We start from the raw sequence: 18,299 nt of genomic DNA, 5'->3' as shown, positions 1-18,299 counted from the left end.
GCCTCTCTACCCCGATTTTTACGCTTTATTTACACCCGCCTTTACCCCCGCCTACTTAGGGTCAACGAGCGCGTTCGTGATGCGTGCCGTGCACAGCCTCCTCCCCTCCTCATCTGTAATGACGATCTCGTGGGAGCACAGCGTCTTGCCCAGTTTGATGGCGGTGGCCGTCGCCGTAACCAGACCCGAGCGCCCGGAAGCGTGGTGTGTCGCATTGATGTCCACGCCCACGGCGACCTTGCCCAGCGTCGAAGCATGAATCACCGCCGCCCAGCTGCCGACGGCCTCGGCGATGCAGGCCATGGCACCGCCGTGGAGCAGACCGAAGGATTGGGTATTGCCCTCCACCGGCATGGTTGCTACCACCCGTTTAGCCGACTCTTCCAGGATTTCGACACCCATCTTCTTGTCCAGCTCACCCAACTGAATCTTCCAAACCTCTGCGGCCATGCTGCACTCCTTACTTAACCCTAGAAATGTGACGCAGACTATACTAGCCTGTATTTACTGACCAACCGTTCGGAAACTAATGGAAAGGCCAATCTTTTCGCTATGACTGAAGCCCTCGTCCCCAGCTACCTCTCCGGCCAGTGGCTCACCCCGGACAATCCCTCGCGCGTTGCTGACGTGCACGATGCCTCAACTGGGGACGTTGTCGCCCTAGTAAGCGCCGAAGGCCTCGACATCGCCGGCGCCATCGACTACGCCCGTAGCATCGGGCGCGAGGGACTACAAAAGCTCACCTTCCACGAGCGCGCCCTCAAGCTCAAAGAACTCGCGATCTACCTCCAAGATCACCGCGAGGAACTCTACGAACTGGCCAACCAGGCCGGCGCCAACAAGAGCGATAATTTCGTCGATATCGACGGCGGTATTTCCACCATGTTCACCTTCTCCTCGAAGGGCCGCCGCGAGATGCCTAACTCCACCGTCATGCCGGACGGCGAGGCAGAGGTCTTCTCCAAGGACGGCTCCTTCATTGGCCGCCACATCTACACCTCCATCCCTGGCGTTGCGGTGCAGATCAACGCCTTCAACTTCCCCGTCTGGGGCATGCTGGAGAAGTTCGCCCCAGCCTTCATCGCGGGCGTGCCCTCGATTGTTAAGCCCGCCACGCCGACCGGCTACATCTCCGCAGCCTGCGTGCGCCTCATGATTGATTCCGGGATCCTGCCGGAAGGCAGCCTGCACCTCATCTCCGGCTCCGCCCGTGACCTGTTGGATCACCTGGACTACCGCGACCACGTGGCCTTTACTGGCTCTGCCGATACTGCGAATACTCTGCGCGCACACCGCAACGTCATCGAGGGCGGTATCCAGTTCAGCGCGGAGGCTGACTCCCTCAACGCTGCCATTCTGGGTACCGATGTCACCGCGGACTCCCCGGAGTTCGAGGCCTTCGTCAAGGCAGTCTTCGGCGAGATGACCTCGAAGGCGGGTCAGAAGTGTACTGCCATCCGCCGCGCCATCGTCCCGCATGCGCTTGTCGACGCCACCATTGAAGCCCTCAGCGCACGCCTGCGCGACAAGGTCGTCGTGGGCGATCCGCGCGACGCCTCCGCCACCATGGGCCCGCTGGTCTCCGCAGATCAGAAGCAGGACGTCGCGAAGGCCGTCGAGAAGCTCAAGGCCGGCGGCGGCGAGGTAGTCTACGGCGGCGAGGAGGCCGAGGGCGCGTTCTTCAACCCCACTATCCTGCGCTTTGCCAATAACCGCACCCCAGCGGTCCACGACACCGAAGCCTTCGGCCCCGTCGTCTCCTTCCTGGGCTACGACTCCCCCGCCGAGGCCGTTGAGCTCGCCGCCCTGGGCTCTGGTTCGCTGGTTGCCTCCGTTATTACGCATGACCCGCAGCTGGCACGCGAGTACGCACTCGGCATTGCTGCCCACCACGGCCGCCTGCACTTCCTCGACCGCGATGATGCGAAGACGTCTACCGGCCACGGCTCTCCCCTCCCGCACCTCGTCCACGGTGGCCCGGGCCGCGCCGGCGGCGGCGAAGAACTGGGTGGTGTGCGCGGCATCCTGCACTACATGCAGCGCACCGCCATCCAGGGCACGCCTGATCACCTCACCGCCATCACCGGCCAGTGGCACCGCGGTGCGCGCGTGCAGCGCGTGACCCGCGCCGACGTCGTCTCCAGCGCGGGTGTCCACCCGTTCCGCAAGGACCTAGCCACCCTCAAGATCGGCGACCAATTCGCGTCGGACCTGCGCAAGGTCTCCCTCGAGGACATCACCGCGTTTGCACAGTCAACCGGTGATACCTTCTACGCCCACACCGACGAAGAGGCCGCCACCGCGAACCCCTTCTTCCCACGCCGCGTCGCACACGGTTACCTCCTGGTCTCCTGGGCCGCAGGCCTCTTCGTAGAGCCGGCGCCAGGTCCCGTTCTGGCGAACTACGGCTTGGAGAACCTGCGCTTTATCACCCCGGTTACCTACGACGATTCCATCCGCATCGAGCTCACCGCCAAGCGCATCACCCCGCGCGTGACCGACGATTATGGCGAGGTCTGCTGGGATGCCGCCCTCTACAACCAGCACGACGAGCTGGTTGCGTCCTACGACGTCCTGACCCTGGTGGAGAAGGTCGACACCATCTACGCGCAGCAGTAATACGAATAGGCGTTATTGCCGCCGCGATTAAGGAAACTGCGTCACAGGTCACATTTCTGCCGTATGCTTTTGTGCATGAAAGAGAACTCAGTCATTATCGTCGGCACTGGGCTGGCAGGAATGGTCGCAGGTTACGAGGCCTTCAAAGGCGGCAAGCACGTCATCTTCCTCGAGCAGGAAAACCGCAATAACCTGGGCGGACAAGCCTTTTGGTCACTTGGCGGCCTGTTTTACGTCGGCTCCCCTGAGCAAAAGCTCATGCGCGTGAAAGACTCCGAGGAGCTGGCCTGGCGCGACTGGGCCAACTCCGCCGACTACGACGAAGTCACCACCGAAGACTCCCACGACTACTGGCCGCGTAAGTGGGGCCGTGAGTACGTTCGCTTCGCCGCAAATGAAAAGCGCTCTTACCTCAAGAAACTGGGACTTAACGTGCTGCCCACCATTGGCTGGGCAGAGCGCGGTTCGGGCGACGCCTCCGGGCACGGCAATTCAGTCCCCCGCTTCCATCTCACCTGGGGCACCGGCCCTGAGGTAGTCCGTGTCTTCCGCGAACCTCTTGAGAAGGCCGAGAAGGAAGGCAAAGTGGAATTCCACTTCCGCCACCGCGTCGACGAGCTCATCACCGAGGGGCACGGGAGCGCACGGCGCGTCGTCGGCGTGAAGGGTTCGGTCCTGGCGCCCACCGACCAGGTGCGTGGTGAGGCGAGCGGAAGGGAAGTCGTCAAGCAATTTGAGCTCCGTGGCCAGGCCGTGGTGATTGCCACCGGCGGCATCGGCGGAAACCTTGAGAAAGTGCGCACCATGTGGCCCACTGAGCGCTGGGGTAAATGCCCAGAGGAGCTGGTCAGGGGCGTTCCCGCGCATGTCGACGGCCGCGGAATCGACATCGCCAGCAAGGCCGGCGCCAACCTCGTCAACCAGGACCGCATGTGGGCCTACCCCGAGGGCATGAGCAACTGGGATTCCATCTGGCCAGAGCACGGCATCCGCATCATCCCAGGCCCATCCAGCCTGTGGCTCGACGCGGAAGGCAATCGCCTGCCCACCAACCTCTTCCCAGGTTCGGATAACCTCGCCGCACTGTCGCACATCACCAACACCGGGCATGGCTACTCCTGGTTCGTGCTCAACCAGGAAATCGTGGACAAAGAGTTCATCTTCTCCGGCTCCGAGCAGAACCCCGATCTCACAGACAAGGAGTTCAAGAAGCTGGCCGGCAAGCTCGGCTCAGGCACCCATGTGGCCGTCAAAGCTTTCATGGACAACGGCATCGACTGGGTTGTTGAAGATAACCTAGAAGACCTGGTCAAAGGCATGAATTCCATCAGTCCAGAGGGTTCACCCAAGATTTATGTGGACCAACTACGCAAGATCATTGAGGATCGCGACGCGCAGCTCGACAACCCGTTCTCCAAGGACGCTCAGGTCAACTACATCCGCATCGCTCGCGGTTTCTTGGGCGACAAGTTGATTCGCTGCGCGGCCCCGCATCGCTTGCTCGACAAGGGCCCACTCATCGCGGTGCGCCTCAAGGTGCTCACCCGCAAGACGCTGGGCGGCATCGAAACCAACCTCGACGGCGCCTGCCTCAATCCCGACGGATCCGTCCTGACCGGCCTGTATGCCTGCGGCGAGGCGTCCGGCTTCGGCGGCGGTGGCATGCATGGCAAGAACGCGCTCGAGGGCACGTTCCTGGGCGGCTGCATCCATTCTGGCAAGCGCGTAGGCGAGGCTCTCGCGCGCAGCTAAGATGGCCCATCATGGACATCTTTTTGGAAACCGTCGACGAGCTCCACGAGGTCGCGCGCTCCCATGAGGACCCCGCGTTTGACGAGGTCCTCTATCACCGCGATCCTTCAGGCATCTGCATCACGGGCATGGCTTACGAGGATGAGCAGACCTACGTGGTCACCTTCCGCGGCTCGGCCCAGCAGGGCACCATCTACAGGGCCACGCCTTTCATCGGGGTGGTAGAAACTGCAGGTAAGCGCTTCGCCGCGCTTGTCGACGCCCCCTTTTCCCTCCCTGCCGGCAACCCTGCCGGTGGCGAGGCTTTGCAGGGCACGCTGTACCCCGCGCTCCTGGCCACGCACGTTGAATCCGCAGGTCACCACGTTACCGCGGACTTCGAGGCCCCCGACACGGAACGCTTCTACAGCAATTACAAGCCCAGCATGCTCACGCCGCGGGTGCGGGTGACGGGTGAGGTAAAGGACGTCGCGAAGCACGTGCATGAGCTCACCGAAAATGAATTCTGGGTGGGCCACGTGGCCGGGTTTGCGGTGGTCTTCGAGGAGAATCCGCCCGCGCACGCGGCAATCGACGCCGTGGCCGTCTGCGCTACTCCTTTCTGGGACGAGGCCTAGACCTGTTCGCGGCGCGGCTTGTCGACGCCGCGGCGACGCACCGCGATGGTCAGCAAGATAATGCCGCTGAGCAGGAAGGCGAGCGCGCGGAAGATTCCGCTTGTGGCCGCGAGATCGAAGAAGGTCAGCTTGGCCACCGCCACAATGGCAAGCAGCACGCCGACGGCGGTAAAGCGCTGCTCCGCGGCAAGAAGCAGGCGGGCAGCAAGGACCATCCACGCCACTGAAACCAGGGCGTGCGAAGCCAGGTAGGCAGTCTTGAGGCCCGCGTCTCCCGCCACGATGGCGGCTGCCGAGGCGATTGTGCCTACCGCGGCAAGAAGACTGAGCAGGAGTACAAAGAGCAGCAGTGCGGCTGCAACTCCGCGGTGCTCGTAGTGGGGGACACGCTGGCGCAACAGGTAGCCCGCGAGGAGGGCCACGGTGAGGACGATGCCCTCGGCAAGTGGCTCCATGCCAGCGAGGGTAGGCGGATCAAAGAGCACACCGCCGAGAAGCGGGGAGAGCACTATGAGCGATCCCAGGAACCAGGCGGCCAGGACGAAAGCATTGCTCATCGCATGGAGGAGCAGCACGAATGCTGCGAAGAAGAGCCCGCTTAGGACAAACGTCAGGACTACAGCCATGGTCCCTGTGGGGGCTGTGCCGGTCCAGCCCGCCATGGTGTCCAGCATGACCAGGGCATAGACCACGGGGATAGCACCAAGTGCGCAATCCTTGATGACGGAGTTGCCAAGCCAGGCGATACCCACGATGACAGCCAGGGCAGCAACGGCCATCCACTCGGCGAGGATGGTGTCCGCGCGAAGGAGGGCAGTGACCAGCAGGAAGCCCGGGGCGAGCAGCCCCAAGAACGCGAAGCCAAATTCCGCCTTGACGGTGGGGAAATAGACCACTATGGCCACAGCCGCGATGGCGAGCAGGCTGCACGCGATGGCGATCCACAACGAGGGCAGACTGAAGGGGGTGCTACGGGCGGCGACTTCCACCATGACCACGGCAAGCCCGACGCCGGCGATAGCGCGCAGCACCTCGGCCATGCGTTCACTGCGGCACAAGACGCTGTAGACGGCGGTAACCAGCGGGATCAGGACAACGAGCATGGCACCGCCGACGTGCGCGGGTGCCACTGCGCTGGGGTAGGAGAGTGCGGCGATACCTGCGCCTGTGGCCATCCACTCTTGCGTGAATGAGCCCTGACGGAAACGATGGGCATAACTCACAAATCCGCCATAGATGAGCGCCATGAGCACCGCTCCCAGCCAGGCCGGCCACCAGCCCAGCCACGTGACCACCAGGAACGTCGTGGCCAGCGCCGCAAATAGGGAAGTGGCCACCAAGGCGGTCACACCGGCCGGTGCCGCCTTGTCACGGAACCACCATCCGGCCCCGAGCAGCGCACCCGCCACGATGTAAGCCAGAACGACGCGGCCCACCGGCCCCAGGAGGCCCGCCTGAATGGCAAGTCCCACAAGGAAGGCCACGCCCGCCAGCGTGATAAGCGCGCCACCCACGGCCACCGCACCAATGAGCGTCTTCTCGCGGTCGCGCGGCTTCGGCGGCTGAGCTGGGTGCTGCGGCTGAGCCGGGTGCTGCGACGCCGGGGACTGCGACGCTGGGTCCTGCGGCGCTGGGTGCGGATAAGCCGGAGCGCCAGGCTGAGCCTGCGGTGCAGGCGCTTCGTGCTGCGGCGCTAACTCAGGGGCCGGAGGCTGGCTCGGCTGCGCAGCCCCTTCCATTTGCCGACCATATTCGAGGAGGCGGGCGCGGGCATCGCCAAGCGCGCGCTCTGCAATCTCAAGCCGACGCATTGCGTCGAGGAAAAGCTCCCTATTTTCATTCATGTATTAGGCTTACCGTGAAACGCACGTGTCCACCACCGCACGTAGTATTTCGTTATGGCTTCGAAACCATCTACTCCGCAGGACCCACCAGCGCTTGCTGCACAGCAGTGGACCATCAGCCAATGGCGCGAGCGTGCAGCTCGTGGCCTCGGCAAGCAGCACAGATAGGGGAGAGGGCCTGCTCCTAGACGTGGCGCAGGCCCTCGGTTTGTGATGATTTAGCGCTTACTTAACCACCAGGTTGACCATGCGGCCAGGGACGTAGATCTTCTTGACTACGTTCTTGCCCTCGGTCAGCTCGACGATGCGGGCGTCGGCAAGTGCGGCGGAAACCACGGCCTCTTCGTCGGCGTCGGCAGGCACGTTGACGCGCGCCTTGACCTTGCCATTGACCTGGACTGGAATCTCAATCTCGTCATCTACCAGGTACTTCTCCTCGAAGGTGGGGAAGGAGGAGTAGGTGATGGTCTCGGTGTGGCCGAAGCGCTTCCACAGCTCCTCCGCGATGTGTGGAGCAATCGGGGAGACCAACTGCGCAATCGGCTCGACCGCAGCACGCGGAGCGCCTTCGGCGGAGTTGCCGTAGGTGCGCGTCAGGTAGTTGACGTACTCGATGAGCTTAGCCACCACGGTGTTCAGACGCAGGTTCTCGTAATCATCACGCACACCGGCGATGGCGCGGTGCAGGGCCTTGAGATCATCCTCGGTGAGCTCGGCGTCGCTAGTAGCAAGCTCTCCGGTCGTCTCGTCTACAGCCAGACGCCACAGACGCTGCAGGAAGCGCTGGGAACCGACGACGTCCTTGGTTGCCCACGGGCGGGAGGTATCCAGCGGACCCATGGACATCTCATAAACGCGCAGGGTATCGGCACCGTAGTCGCGGCAGATGTCATCCGGAGCCACGGCATTCTTCAGGGACTTGCCCATCTTGCCGTACTCCTGGTTGACCTCTTCACCGTTGTAGTAGAACTTGCCGTCCTTTTCCTCCACCTCGGCAGCCGGGACGTAAACGCCACGGGAATCGGTGTAGGCATAGGCCTGGATGTAGCCCTGGTTGAACAGGCGGCGGTACGGCTCCTTGGAGGAAACGTGGCCGAGGTCGAAGAGGACCTTGTGCCAGAAACGGGCGTAGAGCAGGTGCAACACCGCGTGCTCGACGCCGCCGACGTAGAGGTCCACGCCGCCTGGATCGCCAGCGCCGTGCTCCTCAGGACGAGGGCCGGTCCAGTAACGCTCGTTCTCCAAGCTGCAGAATTCTTCCGAATTCTGCGGGTCGATGTAGCGCAGCTGGTACCAGGAAGAACCTGCCCACTGCGGCATGACGTTGGTATCTCGATAATACGTCTGGGTGCCCTGGCCGAGGTCGAGTTCCACCTCAACCCATTCGCGGGCCTTGGCCAGCGGCGGCTGCGGGGAGGAATCGGAATCGTCTGGGTCGAAGGAGACCGGCTTGTAGTCTTCTACCTCCGGCAGTTCGACCGGCAGCATGGACTCTGGCAGCGGGTGAGCCTGGCCTTCAGCGTCATAGACGATGGGGAAGGGCTCGCCCCAGTAACGCTGGCGCGCAAACAGCCAGTCGCGCAGCTTGTACTGGATCTTTTCGCAGCCGATGCCCTGCTCCTCCAGCCACGGGATGATGGCCGCGATTGCCTCTTCCTTGGACTTGCCGTTCAGGTCGATGGAATCATTAGCGGAGTTAACGGCCTTGCCGGACTCAGTAAACGCCTCCTTGCTGATGTCACCACCAGAGACAACCTCCGTAATTGGCAGGCCAAATTCGGTGGCGAACTCGTAGTCACGCGTATCGTGCGCCGGCACCGCCATGATGGCGCCGGTACCGTAGCCGGTCAGAACATAGTCAGCAATAAAGATCGGAACCTGCTTGCCGTTGACCGGGTTAACAGCATAGGTGCCCAAGAAGACGCCGGTCTTTTCCTTGTTCTCCTGGCGCTCCAGGTCAGACTTTGCGGCGATGGACTCACGGTAGGCCTCCACGGCCTCCTTCGGATCATCGTGACCAAAGGTCCAGCGGCTGTCGACGTCGTCGTCATACGGGACGGGGGAGAGCAGGGCGTCGACAAGCTCGTGCTCTGGAGCCAGCACCACGTACTCAGCGCCGAACAGGGTGTCAGGGCGAGTGGTGAAGACGGTGATCTTGTGGCCCTCAGCGGTGAAGTCCACCTCGGCGCCGCGGGAGCGACCAATCCAATTGCGCTGCATGGACTTGACCTTCTCCGGCCAATCCAGAAGCTCCAGATCGTCCAGCAGGCGATCAGAGTAAGCGGTAATGCGCATCATCCACTGGGACAGGTTCTTGCGGAAGACCGGGAAGTTGCCGCGTTCGGACTTACCCTCTGCCGTGACCTCCTCGTTTGCCAGCACGGTACCCAGGCCAGGGCACCAGTTGACGGTGGAGTTGGACAGGTAGACCAGGCGGAACTCGTCCAGGGCTGCGGCCTGTTCGGCTGCAGTCAGATCGGAGTAGTAACGGCCATCCTTGGTCTTGCGCTTGCCTACCTCGAGCTCCTTTACCAGCTCAGCGATTGGGCGCGCCTTCTGCTGCTCCTCGTCGAACCAGGAGTTGTAAATCTGCAGGAAGATCCACTGAGTCCACTTATAAAACTCTGGGTCCGTCGACGCCACGGAGCGGCGCGGATCGTGACCCAAGCCCAGCAGGCCCAGCTGGCGGCGCATGTTCTCGATGTTGGCCATCGTGGTGGTGCGCGGGTGGGTTCCGGTCTGGATGGCGTACTGCTCGGCCGGCAAGCCAAAGGCGTCATAACCCAGGGTGTGCAGGACGTTCTTGCCCAGCATGCGGTTGTAGCGAGCATAGGTATCGGTAGCGATATAGCCCAGCGGGTGGCCCACGTGCAGGCCCGCACCAGATGGGTACGGGAACATGTCCTGGATGTTGAGCTTTTCCTTCGGAAGGGCGCCCGCGCCCTCCGTGGCTAGGTCGCCGACGGGGTTCGGTGCGTTAAACGTGCCATTGTCTTTCCAGTACTGCTGCCAGGTCGACTCGATCTGGGCCGCAAGCTCCGGGGTATAGCGGTGCGCGGTGGAATCACTCGGGTTAGTCATGGCTCCACAGTCTAGCGCCCTAACAAGCTCCGGAGCACGTCAGGGCGGATAAAACTTCAATTTATTCGGCCGCTCCGCGGTGCGGGCGAAACACATAGCGGTGCGGGCTTCCTCATCATCTGGCTTTGACATCGCCTGCGCCACCTTGACTAATCCCATGGGTTAATGAGTCGAACTCCAGTATTCTCAAAATCCTTGACATTACGGGTGGCGCATACAGCATTATTGGCTCGGCATACCGCTGCTATCTGCGCATCGACAGTAGAAATTGGCTGCCCGGACTGTCTCCGCCTAGAAACGACTTCGGCGTATTCCTGCGCAGCCAGAAAATCAAAGGAAAGAATTGGGTACATACTCAGGACGCGATCTAAGACCTTGCGCAACGTGGCCTTCTTCTTTCCCTCTGGCAAGATAGCCACGCCAGCATAAAGCTCCGAAACAGTCATGGCAGTGACAGATGTGCGGACCTCGATGCTTTTCATCCAACTCAACACTTTGTCATCCGGACGCGGTTTAAGCACCTCAGATACGACATTTGTGTCCAGTACGATCATTTAAAAAGCACCGCCCGCGCTTCGTCATCACGTGGTGGAGTTTCCAATTCAACCGCGGCATCTCTGCTTGCTTCATAAAGAGCAATCCCAATGTTCTTCGGTTGCACAACGTCAATAAGAATTGCGCGCACCTCCGCTTCCATTGAGCGGCCATTCTCCTGCGCACGAGCCACGAGCGCTTCTTTTATCGCGTCGTCAAGGTTTCTTACTACCAATGAGGCCATCGCACTGCCCACCTTCCCGTTGATATCAGTAACGATATCACTTTCGGGCAAACCCCTCTAGACCTTCTTGACCACCGCCGGCTTCAACGTCATGGCACCGAAGCCATCAATCTTGCAGTCGATGTTGTGGTCTTCCTGACCCGTTCCAGCATCAAAGTTCAGACGGATGCCGCGGACCTTAGTGCCGGACTTCAGCGGCTGCTGCGCGCTCTTGACCTTGAGGGTCTTGGTGACGGTGACTGTGTCGCCGTCGGCAAGCGTGTTGCCCACAGAATCAACGATTACCTGGGGCTCAGCGGAGTCGGTGTCCGCACCAGCGGCGGTGGCTTCGAACTCGTGCGCGCACTCCGGGCAGACGATGAGCGGCGGCATCTCGTAGGTGTATTCGGAGGAACATTCAGGGCATGGCGGCAACGTGGCAGCTGCATTTTCAGTCATGAGAGGGATTCTAATCTGTGCTCGCGCTCTGCGCGTTAGCGTGGCCGCAGTAGCCACTACCGCCCTGACCACCGACCTTGTCGTCCCGACACACGCTGCTACTTCTGGCCCGAAGAACATCATCTACATGATCGGTGACGGCATGAGCTACGGCCACATCGCCTCCAACAGTCTCTACGAGACCGGCCAGTCCAAGTACCTAGTTGAAGGCGCGTTCGGTGCCGACACCGCCAAGGAGCTCGAGGGCGAGTCTGTCCAGGCATTCGAGGACTTCAACGCGGCTGTCGACGCCGCCATCGCCTGGGTTGACCAGAACTCCTCCTGGGAGGAAACCCTGCTCATCGTGACCGCTGACCACGAGACCGGCTACCTCTCCGGCGCGGATGAGACTGACGCTTGGAAGCCACAGACCGGCACCAAGGGCACCGCTCCGACCCACGAGTGGTACTCCACCAACCACACCAACCAGGTAGTACCGTTCTTCTTCAAGGGCGCTGGCTCCGAAGATATCCAGGCTAAGGTTTCTGGCACCGACCCAGTCTGCGGCGAGTACATCGACAACACCACCGTGGCCAAGCTGGCCCTGGACGAGTGGTGGTTCAACACCGCTGAAGACGACACCGACAACAAGCCATCTAACGATGGTTCCTCCAACGGCTCCTCTTCTGCAGGCGCCGGTCTGGCTGGCGCCGGCGTGATGGCCCTCATCTTCGGCATCATCACCGCTGCGGCTCAGGCCCTCGGTCTGGTCAAGTTCGACTTCAAGGCTCTGCAAGACCTCATCAAACAGTTCGCCTAATGTGCTAGCCGACGCCCCGCCACTCGGCCGCGGGCAAGCACCAGCCCTCGTCTCCCCACAGACGGAAACACCGTCACTTTCTAGGGGATGACGAGGGCTTTCGCCGTTTTCACCGCTGAAAGGACGCAGTCAGAAGACAGGACGGACAGCCAATTCTAGTGTCGGCACTCACCTCAACGTTTGAACAATCTTCCGAATATCAACTAGGCGTGTCCAGGCCAAAAACTATCGTCACCAGTATGGCTCCTATTCCAGCACATTCACTAAAGGTTTAATTGGTTCTGGGATTTCGCGTTCTTTCGTGCCCAGAATGTAGTCCAACCCGGCATCGATAATCGCGGTCTTGTTGGCGGCTGAAAACATGCCAGCATCAGCAACAATCGTGATGTCGTCAAGGTGGTAGGCGTCTTTAAAACGCAGGATCATTGGCAACATGGTGTGCGTTTCAGCACGATTGCCTTCAAACGCGCCGATCGCCAAGGGCAAGCCGGTGGAGTCGGTGAGCATCCCGACAGTGATCTGGGGTTCGAGTCGGCGTTCTTTACTAAACCCGGGTTTGCGTAGCTCCTCGGGCACGTCAGTTTCAAAATACAAGGTTGTCACATCGTAGAGAACCATCACACCAGGACCAATGGCCGCGTGTGTGGCTAGCGCGTGGGTTATCTGGTCGCGGAAGTCTTTGTCGGCATACCGCGGAAGGTAGCGCTTTATAGTCGCGTATGAAGCCGAGGCCACGCCGACTTCTGCCAGAGTTTCAATGGAATCAAACTTGGAACCCGGCGAGATAATACGGGCTTGGACCAGGTTGAAAAACACCTCGTCCTTGCCGCTTGCCGTATCCAGGCCAAGGAGTTGGAAGGCCCCGCGAATCGCGTCCAGGAGAAGACCTGCGCGTTCACCGGATACCGTGACGGGATTATCAACCGTGCCTGTTCCAGACACAGCAACCGCAGAAGGCAACACTTTGAGGTCAAGTGAAATTTGCTCGCCATCGACAAGCCGCTGAGCCTTGACCATCAGCGCTGCGAGATCGTGGTCGGTATGGGCGGAGCCGACGTGTTCGATTTCAGGTTTGCGGTTGCGGTACCGCCAGATGATTTGAACAGCGGTCGCACCCGACGCCGTCGGGACCCGGCGGATACTCGGTGACATATTCAACAGCCTACCGGCACCCCCACCGCTACCCGCTTAGTCAGACAAAACCCGCACTCTGATACCCAACCCCACAGGCAGAAACGTCAATATGAACTACAACACACCAAAATGAGCCAAGTCAGGTTAGACAGTGTAGTCACCGAACGGACATCTCCCCATTTAGACCCAGCTAGACCGCATTCGGTTCCGAAGCACAGTAGTACCTAGGTAGCCTGTGCCGTCGCTTCAATCCGTTCAAGGCGCTTGCGTAAATCCACGATAACGTCTGTCTTGTTGTGAAAGATGTCGACGACAGAGCCCTCTTCATCAAAAGGCGGCTGGAAGATCTCCTCGTAGGCCACGCCACCGTTGTGAACCAGCACATCTACCAGCATCTTGATAAAGCGTATTTGGGCAGCATTGAAAGACGTATTACTGAGAAGGTCTGCAAACTGTTCCCGGACTGCCGCCTCATCAAGTCCCACCAAGCGGCGGATGAAGGCAGGAATGCTATCTCCGCCCATGCGTTCCCGCAGCTTATCAATGCTTTCTGTGGAGCCCGCGCTTCCCCTGCCGGCCTGTGCCACCACCGCCTCCAACGCAGCAACATCCTCTGCGTTTAGCGTGCGTGCACTGCGCAACTTGATCATCGCCAAGTCGTTGGCGTGTTCCTGCAGCACTTCACGCAGCTGTTGTTCCAGCTGGGAGGGGTAGGAACCGGTGCCGGGCAACTGAGACGGCATCTCATCATCGATCGTGAGCTCACCCATCTCATCCTGGATGTCGAGGGTCACGGCATTGCGCTTTCCCTTGGGGACGAACTGAATGAGCGAACGCATGCCGATGCGGATGGTCTCGAGGTCCTCCACCGTAACGTTGGTCCACCACTCCGGATCCAGCGCGCGCTCGAGGAAGGACCGCCGCTCGGCCACCATGGGGATGGTGGAGCTTACGGCCATGAGGTCATTGGCCATCCTCTCCACTCGTTGGCGCAGTGCCGCAAACTCGGGGCCGTGGTCGAGCAAGCCCACTTGGAGCTTCAGGATCACCAGGTCAAAGCGCTTTGCTGTCTCGGCCTCCTTCATTGTGTTCAGCGGCAGGTGCCCGAGATGGCGGCTCAGCTGCTCAGCCTTCTCTTCACTTAGCTCATCCCACGCAGAGCGTTCGCGGTATCGCAACAAGGTTTCCTTGTCGCTGGGGCGGACCATGATGTGGCCTAGCGGTATAGACGCCGCCGAGCCGTGAAGGGAATCAGCAAGCTCGGCGCGCATCTCTGGGGCCTTAGCGTGCTTATCCAACTGAGCAAGCAACCCCACGCGGGCATCAAAGAGCTTTTCCGACAGCGACCGTGGGCGGCCAGTAGCCGATTCACGGGCTTCACCCTTAAAGAACTCGTCCACGTTGCCGCAGAAGTCGAAGATGAGGAAGTGCGTCTTGTCCATCCCCGGGCCGAAGAGATCCGGGCGCAGTCGCGTCCCTCGGCCCACCATCTGCCAGAACTTGGTGGGGGAGTAGACGGGTTTGAAGAAGACAAGGTTGACCACCTCGGGCACGTCGACGCCGGTGTCGAGCATGTCCACGGAAATCGCGATGTTGACGTCCCCGTCTGGGTCTGCGAATTCGTCCAGCGCTGACTGCGCATACTTCGTGTGAGTGGTGATCACGGAGGCACCCGTGCGCGAATACTCCGGGAACGTCGCGTCAAAGACCTGCTTGATGAGTTCCGCGTGACGTTGGGTTCGGGCGAAGATGATGGTCTTTCCCAATTGATCTCCGCCCACGCGAATCCCGTTCTCCACCACGGTTTTCAGGACCTTGCGTATGGTGTCCTTGTTGAACAGGTAGCGGTTAATCTCCGCCGAAGAAACCTGACCGGGCGGATCCAAGCGCCCGCCGTCCTCGTCAGTACCCCAATCGGACGTGTCCCACGCCAGCTGTTCCTCCGGGGAAAGCTCGTCATAGGACATGCCCCGCCGCAGGAAGAGCGAGTCCTGCCGAGCCGTCTTGAAGGGAACAAGATTTCCGTCTGCCACGGCTTCATCGAGGCTGTACTCGAAGGACGGGGTCTTATCCTCCATCTCAAAGAGTGCATACGTGTCATGGTCAATCTCGCTCTTTGGCGTCGCCGTCAGCCCCACCACGTAGGCATCGAAGTACTCCAAGATGCGCTTGAAGCGGTTGTATACGGAGCGGTGAGCCTCGTCCACGATGATGAGGTCGAAGTCGAACGGCCCGAACTTCGCCGGCGTGTCGCCGTCATCCCCAATCAGGTTCATCATGGTGTTGTAGGTGGTCACATACACGTCACCCACCTGCTCAGGGTTTTTGATGAGATTCACGGGCGTGGACTCCGCGTACATGCTCACAAAGGCTTTGTGTGCCTGATTGACCAAGGCAGTGCGGTCCGCCAGGAACAGCACCTTGCCCACCCAACCGGCCTGGCGCAACAGCTTGGCAGTGGCAACGGCCACACGCGTCTTACCAGTTCCTGTTGCCATGACCAGCAATGCTTGGCGACGCCTCCGCGCCTCCAACGTCTCCGTCACCGCACGGATGGCCTCAAGCTGGTACGTGCGGGCGCCACCACCCGCAATCTCCGTATCAACCGGCGTCTCGCTCAACAGAGCGCGCGTGGTGCGCCGCCCAATCATGCGACGCAATTGCTGCGCGGTGGGGAAGCCCTCGACCTCACGGGCGGGATAGCCCACACCGGATCCAGGAAGGTTAGCGGCATCATCGATCAGATCAATGTGATAGCCGTTGGTGCACAACATGACCGGCCGCGTTCCGTATTCGCGCTCGATGCAGTCCGCGTACAGCTTCACCTGTTGGGAGCCCACGCTCATGGACTCCATGGACTTCTTCGCTTCGATGACGGCCAGCGGTGTGCGGTCATCATCCCACAAAACATAATCTGCGTAACCAAGGCCGGAGGGATTGGGCATGCCGCGCAGCTCGAGCTCTCGAGTGACTGAATCATCACTAAACCCTGCTACTTCGAGCATCGGGTCAATGAGCTGTCGGCGCGTCTCGGCCTCGCTGATTGCCAAAGGCGCAGCCGACGGTGCTGCCACCCCGGCGCGCTCTGCAGCGGCTGCTTGTTGCTCAGCCAACTGTTCCTCGAGGGCCTCAATCTTGGCAGCAAGCTTCTCTTCCACCTGCCGCGCTGCTTCGCGCTCTGCTTCGGCTTCTTCCTGCGCATCAGCCAGATCCGCCTTCGCCCGAAGCTCTGCGCTCCGCCGCTTAAGCTCAAACTGGGCCGCCTCGCGAAGTCGCTTCTCCTCCGCTTCTCGTGCGGCTTCCTGCGCCTCATCAAGCAGCAGCCGGTTTTTCTTGAGCTCCTCATCCTGCTGCGCCAGCTTCTTGAGGTAGGCAGCGGTCTGCGCTTGGGAGCGCCCAGCAACGTGGATGCCAGAGGCATCAGCTGCGCTCTGGCCCAGCAGGTTAGTATCAAAAGCCGCCTGCGGACCCGGCGCGGCCTGAGGGTTGGCCGAGTGATAACGCACCGCCCACGTCATAAGGTCATACAAATGCGCTACCACTGCCCGCGCCTTCTGCGGGGTGGCCGGCGCTTGCTTGCCTTCCATGTCATCGGCGTGCGCGGCGTCATTTCCACTCTTACGCAAGATGGTCATCTTGCGCAGCATGGTCTCGTTCTTCACGCACTGAAGGAAACCACGGTCCCTGGTCATCTCCGCCAAGCTGAGATACCGAGTATCGCCCAAGCTCCGGAATGCCCAGATGTGGTTCACCACCCGCTCCAGCACCTTGCGCGCATAGAAGCAGGAAATCACCGGATCCGCATCCACGAACCGCTCTACCTTCAGACACTCCTCATACGCCGTGGGCCAGACGTAACGCACAAAACCGAAATTGCTGCTGCGGGTAGGTCCGCCTGAAGCGGCACCGCGGGAATCATGGGGTGGAGTAGGAGCATTCATTTTGGTGTTCCGACTTTATTAGGTAAATCTTTAACATCACAGGGTGCTGACAACACGGGCCGACATCACGTCTAGCTTAAAGGTTAATCCCGCCTCATCAATGCCAAAATAACACTTTCACCACACCGGGAAAGCCATCATCGGGCTTCACTTATCGCACTCGCCACAAATGCCTTCGAGCCTCAGACGTGAACCCTGGGAGATTCAATCGCTCGAGACTGCCTAGAAGTTCCTTTAGTTGTACGGGTGGATTACGCAAGGCATGAGCTTGTCGTACGAGGCAATCTAGGACCTCATCTGGATCGAGGTCCAATTGGTTGAGCAAGAATTCATCCGGTGTCTGCACATCAATGCCAAATCGCTGGAGCTCATCCCGCGGAAAGTCTTTGATGTTGAACGTGACAATGACATCCGCCCGACCCTGAATGGCAGCCGCGAGGACATGCGCGTCATCAGGATCTGGCAGGGAAACTACGCTTTCGAGTACTTCCCAGTCGGTGATATTGGCGTCATCAAAGAAGCCTCGCATCACTGCTATTCGCCGCTCGACGGACTCCGGCGAAAGCTCCGGATGAATCCTTTTCACCGCAAGCTGCGTTTCCTCCAGAATGCGGTCGCTCCATAGTGGGCGATAAAGCCCAGCTTCCGCTAACGACAGGAAGGTATCTGCAAGGGATACCGGCACCAGCGTGCACGCATCCAAAAGCGCTGAGAATTTAGCCACGCCGCTCCTTCTTTGCCACTTTCTTGCGGGCATCCTTGAGGATCTTCGCAAGGTCAGCTGCGTCTGCAGAATTTACGTCATAGGCCCCGGCAGCTTGGGCCTCAGACGCTAGCTCTCGCAGCGCTTTACGACGTTCAGTCCGCTGCTCATCCCGGTACTGCAGTAAGTCAACGAGTCGAACTCGCCTATGCCTGCCCCCTGATGGACGTTCGAACGCTATCGACCCGTCCTCGAGCTTCTTCACCAGTGTCGGCCTACTAATACCCAGGAAGTCGGCTGCTTCTTGTGTTGTGAGCAACTGGTCTACAGGCGCAAGAGTAATGGCCTTTCCTTGTCTCATCGCCCGGACAACGTCTGCCAGCACGCTAAATGCTTCTTCGGGCAGATTCACCGTCTGTCCGTCGGGCCCCACAAGCGCAGCAGGTCCCTCCAGCTGGTCCAGGAACCTGCTCACATCGAGCATTGCTTCTAGGTCTTGCGGCGGGAGAGTTGTGTGGGGTTGATTCCGTACGTCAGTCATGAGACCATCATAGAGCAATTCGAAATATTCGAAAGAGCAAACGCGGCTCCTA

Annotated in this window: 13 protein-coding genes and 1 pseudogene; 4 read left to right on the top strand and 10 right to left on the bottom strand. The window is 60.4% G+C overall.

The features are described from left to right. Nucleotides 1-51 precede the first annotated feature (51 nt). A complete protein-coding gene (locus I6I72_RS07950; RefSeq protein WP_049146687.1) occupies nucleotides 52-450 on the bottom strand; it encodes a PaaI family thioesterase in 399 nt (132 codons plus the stop codon). A 102-nt stretch (nucleotides 451-552) separates the two neighbouring features. Here I6I72_RS07950 and paaZ point away from each other — a divergent pair, with 102 nt between their 5' ends. The 3 genes from paaZ (at nucleotide 553) to I6I72_RS07935 (ending at nucleotide 4,988) form a co-directional block, all read left to right on the top strand. Beyond that, nucleotides 553-2,619: a phenylacetic acid degradation bifunctional protein PaaZ gene (paaZ, locus tag I6I72_RS07945; protein WP_201806675.1), complete on the top strand. Its 2,067-nt coding sequence runs from the start codon at nucleotides 553-555 to the stop codon at nucleotides 2,617-2,619. A gap of 75 nt (nucleotides 2,620-2,694) precedes the next feature. Then, complete coding sequence (locus I6I72_RS07940; protein ID WP_049146744.1) at nucleotides 2,695-4,371, top strand: FAD-binding dehydrogenase; 1,677 nt, start codon at nucleotides 2,695-2,697, stop codon at nucleotides 4,369-4,371. An 11-nt stretch (nucleotides 4,372-4,382) separates the two neighbouring features. Further along, nucleotides 4,383-4,988: a hypothetical protein gene (locus I6I72_RS07935; protein ID WP_049146683.1), complete on the top strand. Its 606-nt coding sequence runs from the start codon at nucleotides 4,383-4,385 to the stop codon at nucleotides 4,986-4,988. Here the strand turns inward: I6I72_RS07935 and I6I72_RS07930 are convergent. The 5 genes from I6I72_RS07930 to I6I72_RS07910 all read right to left on the bottom strand — a co-directional run bounded on the left by I6I72_RS07930 (nucleotide 4,985) and on the right by I6I72_RS07910 (nucleotide 11,129). Beyond that, a complete protein-coding gene (locus I6I72_RS07930) occupies nucleotides 4,985-6,832 on the bottom strand; it encodes a DUF2339 domain-containing protein (RefSeq protein WP_049146681.1) in 1,848 nt (615 codons plus the stop codon). The genes I6I72_RS07935 and I6I72_RS07930 overlap by 4 nt on opposite strands. Before the next feature lie 225 nt (nucleotides 6,833-7,057). Then, nucleotides 7,058-9,913, bottom strand: coding sequence for a leucine--tRNA ligase (gene leuS, locus I6I72_RS07925; RefSeq protein WP_049146678.1), 2,856 nt, complete (start codon nucleotides 9,911-9,913; stop codon nucleotides 7,058-7,060). A gap of 149 nt (nucleotides 9,914-10,062) precedes the next feature. Then, nucleotides 10,063-10,467: a type II toxin-antitoxin system VapC family toxin gene (locus tag I6I72_RS07920; RefSeq protein WP_005530848.1), complete on the bottom strand. Its 405-nt coding sequence runs from the start codon at nucleotides 10,465-10,467 to the stop codon at nucleotides 10,063-10,065. Beyond that, on the bottom strand, nucleotides 10,464-10,691 hold the full coding sequence (locus I6I72_RS07915; protein WP_034657307.1) for a FitA-like ribbon-helix-helix domain-containing protein: 228 nt from the start codon (nucleotides 10,689-10,691) through the stop codon (nucleotides 10,464-10,466). The genes I6I72_RS07920 and I6I72_RS07915 overlap by 4 nt, the downstream gene beginning before the upstream one ends. A gap of 57 nt (nucleotides 10,692-10,748) precedes the next feature. Continuing rightward, on the bottom strand, nucleotides 10,749-11,129 hold the full coding sequence (locus tag I6I72_RS07910; RefSeq protein WP_034657306.1) for a zinc ribbon domain-containing protein YjdM: 381 nt from the start codon (nucleotides 11,127-11,129) through the stop codon (nucleotides 10,749-10,751). Between I6I72_RS07910 and I6I72_RS07905 the strand changes: the two genes are divergently transcribed. Continuing rightward, entirely contained in the window at nucleotides 11,128-11,928 is an 801-nt protein-coding gene (locus I6I72_RS07905; protein ID WP_201806662.1) for a hypothetical protein, read from the top strand. The two genes, I6I72_RS07910 and I6I72_RS07905, sit on opposite strands and share 2 nt — an antisense overlap. Before the next feature lie 273 nt (nucleotides 11,929-12,201). On the opposite strand, the pseudogene I6I72_RS07900 reads toward I6I72_RS07905, so the two are convergent. The 4 genes and pseudogenes from I6I72_RS07900 to I6I72_RS07885 all read right to left on the bottom strand — a co-directional run. Continuing rightward, nucleotides 12,202-13,080, bottom strand: a pseudogene (locus tag I6I72_RS07900) (IS1634 family transposase); the annotation flags it as partial. Between the two features lie 206 nt (nucleotides 13,081-13,286). Continuing rightward, entirely contained in the window at nucleotides 13,287-17,003 is a 3,717-nt protein-coding gene (locus I6I72_RS07895; protein WP_236592602.1) for a type I restriction endonuclease subunit R, read from the bottom strand. A gap of 151 nt (nucleotides 17,004-17,154) precedes the next feature. Further along, nucleotides 17,155-17,727 (bottom strand): PIN domain-containing protein, encoded by a 573-nt coding sequence (locus I6I72_RS07890; protein ID WP_180298575.1) that lies wholly within the window; start codon nucleotides 17,725-17,727, stop codon nucleotides 17,155-17,157. Beyond that, nucleotides 17,720-18,247: an excisionase family DNA-binding protein gene (locus I6I72_RS07885; RefSeq protein ID WP_149721385.1), complete on the bottom strand. Its 528-nt coding sequence runs from the start codon at nucleotides 18,245-18,247 to the stop codon at nucleotides 17,720-17,722. The genes I6I72_RS07890 and I6I72_RS07885 overlap by 8 nt, the downstream gene beginning before the upstream one ends. Nucleotides 18,248-18,299 lie beyond the last annotated feature (52 nt).

Origin of the sequence: Corynebacterium striatum, from assembly GCF_016728105.1 — a bacterium.
GTDB lineage: Bacteria > Actinomycetota > Actinomycetes > Mycobacteriales > Mycobacteriaceae > Corynebacterium > Corynebacterium striatum.
The sequence above is the reverse complement of the archived record's forward strand: the minus strand, read 5'-3'. Positions and strand labels throughout refer to the sequence as shown.